Below are 12,376 nucleotides of genomic sequence, written 5' to 3'. Positions count from 1 at the left end.
CGCGACCGGTCGCACGCTGGATACCGCCAACGAAATCGTGCCGCCGCCGGGCAGCGACGGTTTCGCCGCCACCCTGGCCCGCGCCAGCGTCAGCCCTGCCGTCAATGAACCGTCGCTGCCGGAGCAGATCTTCGCGCCGTTCAATGTCGAGCAGGCCGCCGCCGCCTCGCCTGCCGCACCGGTGGACGCCGTCGCCGCACCCGCCCCGATCAACCGCGCCCGCTTCGTGATCGATCCGCCGCTGGAGGAGACGGACGAGACCGTGCTGCCGGTCGCCGCTGCGCTCGCGCCCTTGCCGATCGTCGCTGCTGCCCTGCCGCCGGCACTCCCGCTGCCGATCGCCGAGACCGTCATCGCCGCCGCCAATGAACCGGCACCGGTCGTGGCCAGCGTGCCGGAACTGACGGTCATCCAGCGCGACGACGAAGAAATCCGCCAGCTGCGCCATGAAGTGGCCGGCATGCGCCATGTCATCGAGCGCGAGATGCACCGCTTCACCGATGAGCGCCTGCGTGGCTCGCCGGTCCGCGCCGCCGCGCTGGACCTGATGGACGAATACGGCTTCGACGCCGGCATCAGCCGCGACGTGGCGATGCAGATTCCGCTGGATACCGAAGCCCACCGTGGCCGCGGCCTGATGCTCGGTCTGCTCTCCAAGAAGCTGCCGATCGCGCCGGTCGACCCGCTTGAAGCCGGCGGCGTGATCGCCCTGGTCGGCCCCACCGGCGCCGGCAAGACCACCACCATCGCCAAGCTGGCCTCACGTTTCGCCGAGGCGCATGCCGCCCGCGATGTGGCGCTGGTCACCACCGATACCGGCCGCATCGGCGCCCGCGAGCAGCTGTACGGCTTCGGCCGCCAGCTCGGCATCGCGGTCCATGAGGCCAGCAGCGGCAGCGATCTGAACCAGCTGCTGGAACGCCTGAAGGACTACAAGCTGGTCCTGATCGACACCGCCGGCCTGGGCCCGCGTGACCGTGCCCTGGCGGCCCAGCTGCAGTGGCTGCGTGCCGCCGAGCAGATCCGCACCCTGCTGGTGCTGCCGGCCAACACCAGCTTCGGCGACATGGACGAGGTGGTGCGCCGCTTCAGCGCCGCCAACCCGCAGGGCGTAGTGCTGAGCAAGCTGGACGAAACCGGCCGCTTCGGTACCGCCCTGTCGGTGGCCGTGGATCACCGCCTGCCGATCACCTGGGTCACCGATGGCCAGGACGTTCCTGAAGACCTGCACCGTGCCAGTGCGGCCAATCTTGTACTTCGCCTTGAAGATTTGCGCCGCGCGGCCGATATGCCCTGCAACCCGGAGTTGAACCATGCCGTCGCGTGAGTACGCCAAGCTGACCAAGACCTTCCCGTTGTCGGCTACCCGAAGCCAGCCGCTGGGCCCGGTCCGCACCATCGCCGTTACCGGCGGCAAGGGCGGCGTGGGCAAAACGAACGTTTCGGCCAATCTGGCCGTGGCGCTGGCAGACATGGGCAAGCGCACGCTGCTGCTGGACGCCGACCTCGGCCTGGCCAACATCGACGTGATCCTCGGCCTGCAGCCGAAGGTGACCCTGGCCGACCTCGTCGCCGGGCGCTGCACGCTGGAAGAAGTGATCATGGAAGGCCCCGGCGGCGTGCTGGTGGTCCCGGCCGCCTCCGGCCGCCGCCACATGGCCGAGCTGCAGCCGGCCGAGCATGTCGGCCTGGTCAACGTGTTCTCCGAGCTGGAGCGCGAGCTGGACATCATGATCGTGGATACCGCCGCCGGCATCACCGATGGCGTGCTGACCTTCTGCCAGGCCGCACAGGACACCGTGGTGGTGGTCTGCGATGAGCCGGCCTCGATCACCGATGCCTACGCGCTGATCAAGGTGCTCTCGCGCGAGCGCGGCGTGGACCGTATCCAGGTGGTGGCCAACATGGTCCGCGATCCCAATGAAGGCCGCGTCCTGTACGAAAAGCTGACCCGCGTCTGCGAGAAGTTCCTCGCCGATGTCTCGCTGAACTACCTGGGCTGCGTGCCGCAGGATGACTGGCTGCGCCTGTCGGTGCAGCGCCAGCAGCCGGTGGTGAAGGCCTATCCGTCCAGCCCGGCCGCCCTGGCGCTGACCGAGATCGCGCGCCGCACCGCCCGCTGGCAGGCCCCGACCGAGCCGCGTGGCGGGGTCGAGTTCTTCCTGGAACGCATCCTCAAGCAACGCGGGGTGACGGTATGAAGGGCGCAGCACAATACAAAGAGGTCCAGCGGACCGCGGCCAACGAGTGCATTGCCCAGCACTCGGATCTGGTCCGCCGCATCGCCCACCATCTGGCGGCACGTCTGCCAGCCAGCGTGGAGGTCGACGACCTGATCCAGGCCGGCATGATGGGCCTGATCGAGGCCTCGCGCAGCTACGACGCCGACCAGGGCGCCTCGTTCGAAACCTACGCCTCGATCCGCATCCGCGGTTCGATGATCGATGAGATCCGCCGTGGCGACTGGGTGCCGCGCTCGGTGCACCGCCGCGCCCGCGATGCCGCCGCAACCATCCGTCGCCTGGAGCAGAGCACCGGCCGTGCCGCCAGCGCCACCGAAGTGGCCGCCGCGATGGACATGCCGCTGCCGGATTACCTGCGCCTGATGGAAGACGCCTCACGGGGCCAGGTGCTGAGCCTGGAATCGCGGATCGAGGACCAGGGCGAACTGGACACCGTCGCCCAGGGCGGCCCGACCCCGCAGCAGGTGCTGGAACGCGGCGAGTTCGGGCGTGAGCTGGGCAACGCGATCGGCCTGCTGCCCGAGCGCGAACAGCTGGTGCTGTCGCTGTACTACGAGCAGGAACTGAACCTGAAAGAGATCGGCGCCGTGCTGGGTGTCAGCGAATCGCGCGTGTGCCAGATCCATGGCCAGGCCGTGCTGCGCCTGCGGGGCCGGCTGAAGATCTTCGAGGCGGCAGACGCCGGCCTCGAGAACCATTGAAATCGAGGAAAGTGCTTTGAACAAGAACATGCGTATCCTGATCGTCGACGACTTCTCGACCATGCGTCGTATCGTCAAGAACCTGCTGGGCGATCTGGGCTTCACCAATACGGCCGAAGCCGAGGACGGGCATGCTGCGCTGGCGTTGTTGCAGAGCCAGCCGTTCGATTTCGTGGTCACCGACTGGAACATGCCGGTCATGACCGGTATCGACCTGCTCAAGGCCGTGCGTGCCGACGCCAAGCTCAAGACGCTGCCGGTGCTGATGGTGACCGCAGAAGCCAAGCGCGAGCAGATCATTGAAGCGGCCCAGGCCGGCGTGAACGGCTACATCATCAAGCCGTTCACCGCCCAGACCCTGGAAGAAAAGCTCGGCAAGATCTTCGAACGCCTGGCGGCGAGCGCCTGATGGAAACCCTGAGCGACAAATCCGCGCTGGTGCAGCGCCTGCAGGATGCCCTGGCCGCGCTGGAAAGCGGTGACGAAGCCGGTTGGCGCCGGGAAATCGACGCCCTCGCCGCATTGCGCACGCAGCCGATGATGGCCGGCCTGAACCGCCTGGCCCGCGAGCTTGGCCAGGCCCTGGGCGAACTGCCCAGCCTGCCCAGCGAAGCCGGCGAGCTGGATGACGCCTGCGCGCGCCTGGACCACGTGGTGGCGATGACCGAACAGGCCACCCACCGCACCCTGGACCTGGCCGAGGAGTGTCGCTCGCTCACCGAACAGCTGCGCGCCAACGGGTTGACGCCCGACCAGGGCCAGCAGCTGGACCGGATCCGCCACAACCTCACCGAAATCGCGCTGACCCAGAGCTACCAGGACCTGACCGGGCAGATCATCCGCCGCGTGGTCGGGATCGTGCGGCGCGTGCATGAGGGCTTCGGTGCGCTCGGCCTGCCCCCGCAGGAAGACGAGAACAAGCGCGACAACAACGGCCTGGCCGGCCCGGCCGTGAACGGCCTGGATCGCCATGCGGTGTCACAGAACGACGCCGACGACCTGCTCTCGGACCTGGGACTGTAACGCTCATGAGTGCTGTGCCAGACGATATCGCTGCCGACTTCATCCTCGAGGCCCAGGAAATCCTGGATCGCCTCGGCGAACAGCTGGTGTCGCTGGAGCAGGCGCCCCAGGATGCCGACCAGCTCAACGCCGTGTTCCGTGGCTTCCACACGCTCAAGGGCGGTGCCGGCTTCCTCGGCATCCAGGCGATGGTCGAGCTGTGCCACGCCGCCGAGGAAACCCTCGGCATGGCCCGCTCCGGCCAGGCCACGCTGCAGGCTCACCACTTCGATGCGGCCCAGCAATCGCTGGATTACCTGCAGTCGATGCTGGATTCGGTCTCGGCCGGGACCGAGCCGGGCTATGCCCCGCCGGAACTGATCGCCCAGTTCGACGTCAACGGGCCGGCCACGCCGGCGCCTGCGGCCGCCGCCACGGCCAGCAGCGGCGGCGAGATGATCACCGATGATGAGTTCGAGGCGCTGCTCGACCAGTTGCACGGCGGCGCCGCACCGACCGCTATCGCGGCCCCGAAGAAAGATGACGGCCTGATCGGCGAGGACGAGTTCGAAGCCCTGCTGGACCAGCTGCACGGTGGCGCCGTTCCTGGTGCCAAGGCCGTTGCCGCCGCGCCGGTGGCTGCACCGCGCGCCGTAGCTGCGCCGGCCGCACCGGGCGCCAAGCCGGCCCCGGCCAAGCCGCTCGCCGAAGCCGAACACACCGTGCGCGTGGACACCAAGCGGCTGGATGCGATCGTCAACCTGATCGGCGAGCTGGTGCTCTCGCGCAACCGGCTCAAGACCCTGCGTGCGCGCCTGCACGATGAAGAGCTCGACCGCGCGGTCTCCACGCTGGATATCGCCACCGCCCGCCTGCAATCGGCGGTCATGCGCACCCGCATGCAGCCGGTCGGCAAGGTGTTCTCGCGCTTCCCCAAGGTGGCGCGCGATGTCGCGCGGTCGCTGAAGAAAGAGGTCGAACTTGAGCTGATCGGTGCGGAAACCGAGCTGGACCGCAACCTGGTCGAAGCGCTGGCCGATCCGCTGGTCCACCTGGTCCGCAACGCGATCGACCACGGCGTGGAAATGCCGGACCTGCGCGAGGCCCAAGGCAAGCCACGCAGTGGCCACGTGCGCCTGTCGGCCCAGCAGGAAGGCGACTACGTCAGCATCGAAGTGCAGGACGACGGCGCCGGCATCGACCCGGAACGCCTGCGCCAGAAAGCACGCGAGAAGGGCTTGATCGATCCGGAGGCTGCGGCGCGCCTGAGCAGCGAGGAGTGCCTGCACCTGGTGTTCCTGCCCGGCTTCTCGACCAAGCAGCAGGTGACCGACATCTCCGGCCGCGGCGTGGGCATGGACGTGGTCCAGTCCCGCATCCGCGAGCTCAGCGGCCAGATCCAGATCCAGTCCGAGCTGGGCCGCGGCAGCCGTTTCATGATCCGCGTGCCGCTGACCCTGGCGATCCTGCCGACCCTGCTGGTGCAGGCCGGCGAAGACGTCTACGCCCTGCCCCTGGCCCGCGTGATGGAAGTGCTGCATGCCCCCAACACCTCGTTGGGCTGGTTTGATGGCCGCGCCGTGCTGGACCGCAAATCGCACACCCTGGCCCTGGTGGATCTGCGCCACTGGCTCGATGTCGAGCCGATGCCGTCCTCGCTGCTGACCATCGTGGTACTGCAGGCCGGTGAAGCCCGCTTCGGCCTGGTGGTGGACCAGGTGCGCGGCCGCGAGGAAGTAGTGATCAAGCCGCTCCCGAAAGCCCTCCGTGGCCTGCGCGGCTATGCCGGCGCGACCTTGATCGGTGACGGCCGCATGGCATTGATCCTGGACGTGGATGGATTACGTACCCACCACGATTGACCGCGTGAAAGTGTGACCGCCGCATCACTGGATTCCTTCGGCGTCTCAAGTCCCATTCACACAAGCCGATAACGGACCCATGGACAGACTCAGCCTCATTGGACTTTTCCTCGCGTTGGCCTCCCTGGTCGGCGGCAGCATCCTCAAGGGGGCCGGTCTGGCGTCGCTGTGGTCGCCGGCCGCCTTCGTGATCGTCATCGTCGGCACCATCGCCTCGATCCTGCTGCACACCTCGCCGGCCGTGTTCAAGCACGCCTTCAAGATCGTGAAGTGGGTGATCCTGCCGCCGAGCAGCGACCGCCGCCACCTGATCCAGCAGATCGTGGAGTGGAGCAACATCGCGCGCCGCCAGGGCCTGCTCGGCCTGGAAGCGCAGGTCGATGCGCAGGACGATCCGTTCCTGCGCAAGGGGCTGCAGCTGCTGGTGGACGGCGTGGAGCCGGAGACCATCCGGCACATGATGGAGATCGAGCTGAGCAGCCAGGAGAGCCAGGACCTTGCCGCCTCCAAGGTCTTCGAGGGCATGGGCATCTACGCCCCGACCCTGGGCATCATCGGCGCGGTGCTCGGCCTGATCGCGGTGATGAAGAATCTTGCCGATCCGAGCAAACTCGGCCACGGCATCGCGGCGGCGTTCACCGCCACCATCTACGGCATCGCCTCGGCCAACCTGCTGTTCCTGCCGGTCTCGGCCAAGCTCAAGAGCGTGATCCACCACAACAGCCGCGACCGCGAGATGATCATCGAGGGCCTGATCTCGATCGCCCAGGGTGAGAACCCGCGCAACATCGAAACCAACCTGTCCGGGTTCCTGCACTGACATGGCCCGCCGCAAGCATCACGAAGAACATGCCAACCATGAGGCCTGGGCGATTCCTTACGCCGACCTCATGACGCTGCTGCTCGCCTTCTTCGTGGTGATGTACGCCATCTCCTCGCTCAACGAGGGCAAGTACCGGATCATGGCCGACGCGCTGACCACCGCCTTCGGTGGCGCGCCGCGCACCATCAACCCGGTGCAGGTCGGCAACCAGCAGGTCCAGGGCGGCGGCTGGGACAGCCCCTCGGTGATCAGGGCCGGGACCAAGATCGGCCCCTCCGCCCCCGCCCCCAGCAATGACCCGACCCTGCTGCCGGCGATGGCCTCGCAGATGCGCATGCCGGTCTCGATCCGAAACCAGGAACAGCTGCAGCGGGCCGAACGCCAGCTCAACGGCATCGCCGACAAGCTCACCGCCACGCTGGCGCCGCTGATCGAACGCGGCATGATCACGGTGCGCCGCACCGAGCTGTGGATCGAAGTGGAGATCAACAGCGACATCCTGTTCCCGACCGGCTCGGCCACGCTGGATGTGCACGCGCGCGACACCCTCTCCAAGCTGGCCGAAGTGCTGCGTGATGCACCCAACGGCGTGCGCGTGGAAGGCCACACCGACAACATCCCGATCGCCACCCCCCTGTTCCCCTCCAATTGGGAGCTGTCGGCCGGGCGCGCGGCCAGCGTGGTGCATCTGTTCGCCGATCAGGGCCTGCAGCCGGCACGCCTGGCGATGGTCGGCTATGGCCAGTTCCGCCCGCGCGAAGACAATGCCAGCGCCGAAGGCCGCAACCGCAACCGGCGGGTGATGGTGATCATCCTGGCCGACACCGCGCAGAGCATCGATCCGATCACCGACCGGCTCAGCGCCGACGCCGACGCCGCCGATGCGATCAAGGCACCGGCCGCCGGCACCCCTGTTACCCCCATCGCACCGGTGCAGTTGCCACCGGTGCCGGCCGGCAGCCGCGTTGGCGCCGCCGTTCCGCCCGCAATGAAGGAGTGAACCGCATGCGTATCTGGGCTGTTGCCAATCAGAAAGGCGGCGTGGGCAAGACCACCACGACGCTCGCGCTCGGCCGCGGTCTGGCCACGCAGGGCCACCGCGTGCTGTTGATCGATCTGGATCCGCATTCGTCGCTGACCCGCGCCTTCGGCGTGCCGCTGGATCCGCCGCCGCAGGGCGTGCTGGAACTGTTCGCCGCGCCACCGGCCGAGCTGACCACCCTCGCCCACCACAGCGACATCCCGGGCCTGGACTACGTCTGCGCACAGGCCGCGCTGGCCACGCTGGAGCGCCGCAGCGCGAACCAGCCCGGCCTCGGCCTGGCCCTGCAGAATGCGTTGGGCCGCCACCAGGGCCAGCACGATTACATCCTGCTCGACTGCGCGCCCACCCTGGGCCTGTTGATGATCAACGCCCTGGCCGCGGCCGACCGCCTGATCATCCCGACCCAGGCCGAGCCGCTGGCCCTGCACGGCCTGGATGGCATGGTCCGCACCGGCGAAATGGTCGAGCGCTCGCGCCGCCGCCCGCTGCCGATGTCGATCCTGCCGACCCTGTTCGACCGCCGCACCCGCGCCGGCAACGAAACCGTCAAGCTGATGCAGGACAAGCACGGCCACCGCGTCTGGGAAGACGCGATCCCGGTCGACACCCGCATCTGCAATGCCGCCAGCCTCACCGTGCCGCCGCAATCGGAGGATTACCCCGGGCGTGGCCTGGCCGCCTATCGCCGCGCCCTGGAATGGATCCTGGCCGACGATGCGCAGCAGATGGAGCGCGCGGCATGAACACCGCGGGTGTCCTGGACGACTACCTGGAGCAGCTGCTCGGCGACGCGATGCCTCTGCCGGCGCCGGTAGAGGCACCGGTGCCGGCCGCAGTGGCCGAGGTGATTGATGCTCTCGCCGCAACCGACGCCATCGAAGCAGTCAACGCCGAGTCTGACACCGGCGACGCGGGCGCCATCGAAGTAGCCCCGGCGGCTGAAGCGACTGCCGTCGCGCCAGGCTTCGACGATCTGCTGGATGAACTGCGCAACGATCCGCTGCTGAGCGGCGCGATGACGCTCCCCACGGAGGCCCCGGCGCTGGATGCCGCGCCAGTGCAGGCTGCCCTCGCGGCACCTGCGCCAGGCTTCGACGACCTGCTCGATGAGCTGCGCAACGATCCCCTGCTCAGCGGCGCGATGCCCGCGGCCGTGGACGAATCCCGCCCAAGCTGGGACGACCTGCCACCCGAGGTCGTCTACGAAACCGATCCCGTGGATGCGGGCACCGACGCGCCCGCAACGGCACCCGCGCCGGCGCTGACTCCCGCCCCCGCTCCTGCACCGGTCGCCGCGGCGCCAACCGCCCGCGCACCGATCGCGCGGCCGATGCCCTCCATGACGCCGATGCCGCCGATGCCGGCCGCCACCAGCGTTCGCGCCGGCAGCCCGTCGCTGGCACAGAGTCGCCCCGGCAGTTGGGAGGAACTACAACGCCAGGCACGTGATCCGGCCTCCAGCCCGCGCGAGAACCGGCGCGCCAGCGAACGCACCTCCCGTTGGCTGCGCCTGCGCTGCGGCGCCCAGGCCTACGCGCTGGAACTGCTCAAGGTCCAGGAAGTGGTCCTGCCGGTGCCGTTGCTGCCGCTGCGCGGCACCTCGCCGGCAATGCTGGGCATCATGAACCTGCGCGGCCAGGTGGTGCCGGTGATGGACCTGGGTATCCACCTGGGCAGCAGCGCGGCCGGCAACGACGCCAATACCCGCATCGTAGTGCTGGAAGAGAACGGCGAAACGATGGGCCTGCGTGTCTCGGCCGTGGAGGATGTCGCCAACCTCACCGATTCGCAGATCGAGCCCCCCGATACCGCCCGCATCTGCCAGATCTCCAACGACCTCTTCCGCGGCGTGGCCCGCGGTGGCGCCCAGCCGATGATCCTGCTGGATGCAACGCAGCTGCTGAACTGACCGCTGGAACGGCTAAAGCTTCCCGGGTTATTGCCGTTATAGACCTCGGAACCGTTTGTCCGGAGCAATGATGAGCACTGTGGCCCTGGGTGATGATCTCGGTATCGAGACCAGCACCGAGCTGAAAACACGTTTGGCCCCCCTGGTGGATCAGGCCGGCGATCTGACGCTGGATGCCAGCCAGGTCGGCCGTATCCATACCGCCTCGGTGCAGGTGCTGTGCGCATTCGTCGAGGCCCGCCGCAAGGCCGGGCATCCCACCGGATTCCACGGTTGCACCGCAACCTTCCGTGATGCCGCGCGTCTGCTCGGCGTCACCCAGGCCCTCGGCCTGGATGCACCCCATGACAACCTGAAATCTGTGGAGAACGCTGCATGAGCGCACGTATCTTGGTGGTGGACGATTCGGCGTCGATGCGCCAGATGGTCTCTTTCGCCCTCACCTCGGCCGGCTTTTCCGTCGAGGAAGCCGAAGACGGCGCGGTCGCCCTTGGTCGTGCCAAGGGCCAACGCTTCAACGCGGTGGTCACCGACGTCAACATGCCCAACATGGATGGCATCGCGCTGATCCGTGAGCTGCGCCAGCTGCCGGACTACAAGTTCACGCCGATGCTGATGCTGACCACCGAATCGGCCGCGGACAAGAAGTCCGAAGGCAAGGCCGCCGGCGCGACCGGCTGGCTGGTCAAGCCGTTCAACCCGGAACAGCTGGTCGCCACCGTCCAGAAAGTCCTGGGCTGATCCCGCTTCACCCTTCCCTCCCCTCGCAACTGGACACCCCGCACCATGAGCATGGATCTGCAACGTTTCCACGCCACCTTCTTCGAAGAAAGCCGCGAGGGGCTGGATGCGATGGAAGCTGGCCTGCTGGCGCTCGAATCGGGCCAGCAGGACCCGGAGATCATCAACTCGGTGTTCCGTGCCGCGCACTCGATCAAGGGCGGCGCCGGCACCTTCGGCTTCGACGCGATCGCCGCGCTGACCCACGTACTGGAAACACTGCTGGACGAACTGCGCGCCGGCAAGCGGGCGCTGGAGCCGGCCGCGGTTGATGCAATGCTGGCGTCGGTGGACGTGCTGCGCGCCCTGCTGCGCGAAGCCGAACACGGCCAGGCTGCAGATCCGCAGGCGGTCGCCGAGGTCAAGGCGCGCCTGGAAGCGGTGCTGTCCGGCCAGGCCGCCGCTGCGGCACCGGTCGCCGCCGCCAAGGTCGATGACACCCCGGAGGCGTGGCAGATCGGTTTCGTGCCGGCGCCGTCGCTGTTCATGAGCGGCAACGACCCGCTGCGCATCATCCGCGAGCTCGAGCACCTGGGCTCGCTGCAGGTCGCCGCACGCCTGGATCGCCTGCCCGGCTTCGACCAGCTTGATCCGCTCGAAGCTCACCTGGCGTGGGACCTCGGCCTGGTCGGCAAGGTACCGCGCAGCAAGATCGAAGATACCTTCGCCTGGGTCGTGGACGACTGCGAGCTGGACATCCGTCCGGCCGCACCGCCGAGCCTGGCCACCAGCGCGCCGGTCGAGGCCAAACCCGCCGTCGTCGCCCCCGCGGCACCGGCGGCGGCCACACCGCCCGCCGCCGCTCATGAAGCCGAGACCTCGATCCGCGTCAGCGTGGACAAGGTCGATGCGCTGATCAATCTGGTCGGCGAACTGGTCATCACCCAGGCCATGCTCAAGCAGGTCTCGCACGCGCTGGATCCGGCGCAGGCCGAGCAGCTGCTGACCGGCCTGGATCTGCTGGAACGCAATACCCGCGATCTGCAGGAAGCGGTCATCGGCGTGCGCATGCTGCCGGTGGACGCGGTGTTCCGCCGCTTCCCGCGCCTGGTCCGCGATCTGTCCTCGCGCCTGGGCAAGCACGTGCGCCTGCGCACCATCGGCGAAGGCACCGAACTGGACAAGGGCCTGATCGAAAAGATCGCCGATCCGCTCGTGCACCTGGTCCGCAACTCGATCGACCACGGCCTGGAAATGCCGGACGTGCGTCGCGAGGCGGGCAAGGACGAAACCGGCACGATCACGTTGGCGGCCTCGCACCAGGGCGGCCACATCGTGATCGAAGTCAGCGATGACGGCCGCGGCCTGAACCGCGACAAGATCCTGTCCAAGGCGCTCGAACGCGGCCTGAGCGTGCCGGACAACCCCACCGACGCGCAGGTCTGGGATCTCATCTTCCAGCCGGGCTTCTCCACCGCCGATGCCGTCACGGATCTGTCCGGTCGTGGCGTCGGCATGGATGTGGTCCGCCGCAACATCCAGGCGCTGGGTGGCGAAGTACAGCTGGAAAGCCAGGCCGGCAACGGCACCCGCGTGCTGATCCGCCTGCCGCTGACGTTGGCGATCCTGGATGGCATGACCGTCTCGGTGGCCGGCGAAACGTTGATCCTGCCCCTGGCCTATGTGCTTGAAGCCCTGCAGCCGCAGGCCGACGATGTGCGCACCATGGCCGGCGAAGGCCGGGTATTGCGGGTGCGTGGCGAATACCTGCCGATCCTCTCGCTCAGCGAGTACTACGGCTACGGTGGCCGTGCCATGGACGATCCGCTGGTAGTGGTCGTCGAAGGCGATGGCCAGAAGATCGCGCTGGAAGTAGACGAACTGGTCGGCCAGCAGCAGGTCGTGGTCAAGAACATCGAGAACAACTACCGCCGTATCAGCGGGGTGTCCGGTGCGACCATCCTCGGCGACGGCCGGGTCGCACTGATCGTCGACATCGGCGGCCTGGTGCGTTCGCTCAAGGTGCCACAGGCCGCATAACGCGCGTCCATCATGCTGACCCCGACGCGGG

13 protein-coding genes are annotated in these 12,376 nt (G+C 68.0%); all 13 read left to right on the top strand.

The genetic code is table 11. The annotated features are described in order from the left end of the window. Window positions 1-1,327: AAA family ATPase (locus ACE026_RS18670; RefSeq protein WP_486040323.1), on the top strand; the 1,327-nt coding region annotated here is incomplete at its 5' end. Then, window positions 1,314-2,201, top strand: coding sequence for a MinD/ParA family ATP-binding protein (locus ACE026_RS18665; protein ID WP_088435046.1), 888 nt, complete (start codon window positions 1,314-1,316; stop codon window positions 2,199-2,201). The genes ACE026_RS18670 and ACE026_RS18665, both read left to right, overlap by 14 nt. Continuing rightward, entirely contained in the window at window positions 2,198-2,944 is a 747-nt protein-coding gene (locus ACE026_RS18660) for an RNA polymerase sigma factor FliA (protein ID WP_019182907.1), read from the top strand. The genes ACE026_RS18665 and ACE026_RS18660 overlap by 4 nt, the downstream gene beginning before the upstream one ends. Before the next feature lie 16 nt (window positions 2,945-2,960). Beyond that, window positions 2,961-3,353 (top strand): chemotaxis response regulator CheY, encoded by a 393-nt coding sequence (gene cheY, locus ACE026_RS18655; RefSeq protein WP_179459007.1) that lies wholly within the window; start codon window positions 2,961-2,963, stop codon window positions 3,351-3,353. Continuing rightward, complete coding sequence (locus tag ACE026_RS18650; protein WP_486040322.1) at window positions 3,353-3,967, top strand: protein phosphatase CheZ; 615 nt, start codon at window positions 3,353-3,355, stop codon at window positions 3,965-3,967. Before cheY ends, ACE026_RS18650 begins: the two co-directional genes overlap by 1 nt. A gap of 5 nt (window positions 3,968-3,972) precedes the next feature. After that, the gene (locus ACE026_RS18645; RefSeq protein ID WP_486040321.1) at window positions 3,973-5,808 is read left to right on the top strand and encodes a chemotaxis protein CheA; all 1,836 of its coding nucleotides are present in this window, start codon (window positions 3,973-3,975) and stop codon (window positions 5,806-5,808) included. A 79-nt stretch (window positions 5,809-5,887) separates the two neighbouring features. Continuing rightward, window positions 5,888-6,628 carry a flagellar motor protein gene (locus ACE026_RS18640; RefSeq protein ID WP_121036725.1) on the top strand — a complete coding sequence of 247 codons (741 nt, stop codon included), beginning with the start codon at window positions 5,888-5,890 and terminating at the stop codon, window positions 6,626-6,628. Window position 6,629: 1 nt separating this feature from the next. Next, the gene (gene motD / locus ACE026_RS18635; RefSeq protein ID WP_486040320.1) at window positions 6,630-7,631 is read left to right on the top strand and encodes a flagellar motor protein MotD; all 1,002 of its coding nucleotides are present in this window, start codon (window positions 6,630-6,632) and stop codon (window positions 7,629-7,631) included. Between the two features lie 5 nt (window positions 7,632-7,636). Further along, window positions 7,637-8,419 (top strand): ParA family protein, encoded by a 783-nt coding sequence (locus ACE026_RS18630; RefSeq protein WP_486040319.1) that lies wholly within the window; start codon window positions 7,637-7,639, stop codon window positions 8,417-8,419. After that, entirely contained in the window at window positions 8,416-9,585 is a 1,170-nt protein-coding gene (locus ACE026_RS18625; protein WP_486040317.1) for a chemotaxis protein CheW, read from the top strand. The genes ACE026_RS18630 and ACE026_RS18625 overlap by 4 nt, the downstream gene beginning before the upstream one ends. A 70-nt stretch (window positions 9,586-9,655) precedes the next feature. Then, window positions 9,656-9,964, top strand: a complete 309-nt coding sequence (locus ACE026_RS18620) for an STAS domain-containing protein (protein ID WP_121036722.1) — start codon at window positions 9,656-9,658, stop codon at window positions 9,962-9,964. Beyond that, window positions 9,961-10,326, top strand: a complete 366-nt coding sequence (locus ACE026_RS18615) for a response regulator (RefSeq protein WP_088435039.1) — start codon at window positions 9,961-9,963, stop codon at window positions 10,324-10,326. Before ACE026_RS18620 ends, ACE026_RS18615 begins: the two co-directional genes overlap by 4 nt. Window positions 10,327-10,371: 45 nt before the next feature. After that, window positions 10,372-12,345: a chemotaxis protein CheA gene (locus tag ACE026_RS18610; RefSeq protein WP_486040316.1), complete on the top strand. Its 1,974-nt coding sequence runs from the start codon at window positions 10,372-10,374 to the stop codon at window positions 12,343-12,345. Window positions 12,346-12,376: the final 31 nt, after the last annotated feature.

This window comes from Stenotrophomonas sp. AGC87 (assembly GCF_057333975.1).
This window is presented reverse-complemented; position numbering and strand designations above follow the sequence as displayed.

Excerpts from the sequence above, each read along its gene's own strand:
- ACE026_RS18645 (WP_486040321.1), top strand. The coding sequence starts at position 3,973 with ATGAGTGCTGTGCCAGACGATATCGCTGCCGACTTCATCCTCGAGGCC.
- ACE026_RS18630 (WP_486040319.1), top strand. The coding sequence starts at position 7,637 with ATGCGTATCTGGGCTGTTGCCAATCAGAAAGGCGGCGTGGGCAAGACC.
- ACE026_RS18660 (WP_019182907.1), top strand. The coding sequence starts at position 2,198 with ATGAAGGGCGCAGCACAATACAAAGAGGTCCAGCGGACCGCGGCCAAC.
- ACE026_RS18620 (WP_121036722.1), top strand. The coding sequence starts at position 9,656 with ATGAGCACTGTGGCCCTGGGTGATGATCTCGGTATCGAGACCAGCACC.
- ACE026_RS18665 (WP_088435046.1), top strand. The coding sequence starts at position 1,314 with ATGCCGTCGCGTGAGTACGCCAAGCTGACCAAGACCTTCCCGTTGTCG.
- ACE026_RS18615 (WP_088435039.1), top strand. The coding sequence starts at position 9,961 with ATGAGCGCACGTATCTTGGTGGTGGACGATTCGGCGTCGATGCGCCAG.
- ACE026_RS18610 (WP_486040316.1), top strand. The coding sequence starts at position 10,372 with ATGAGCATGGATCTGCAACGTTTCCACGCCACCTTCTTCGAAGAAAGC.
- ACE026_RS18640 (WP_121036725.1), top strand. The coding sequence starts at position 5,888 with ATGGACAGACTCAGCCTCATTGGACTTTTCCTCGCGTTGGCCTCCCTG.
- motD (WP_486040320.1), top strand. The coding sequence starts at position 6,630 with ATGGCCCGCCGCAAGCATCACGAAGAACATGCCAACCATGAGGCCTGG.
- ACE026_RS18625 (WP_486040317.1), top strand. The coding sequence starts at position 8,416 with ATGAACACCGCGGGTGTCCTGGACGACTACCTGGAGCAGCTGCTCGGC.
- ACE026_RS18650 (WP_486040322.1), top strand. The coding sequence starts at position 3,353 with ATGGAAACCCTGAGCGACAAATCCGCGCTGGTGCAGCGCCTGCAGGAT.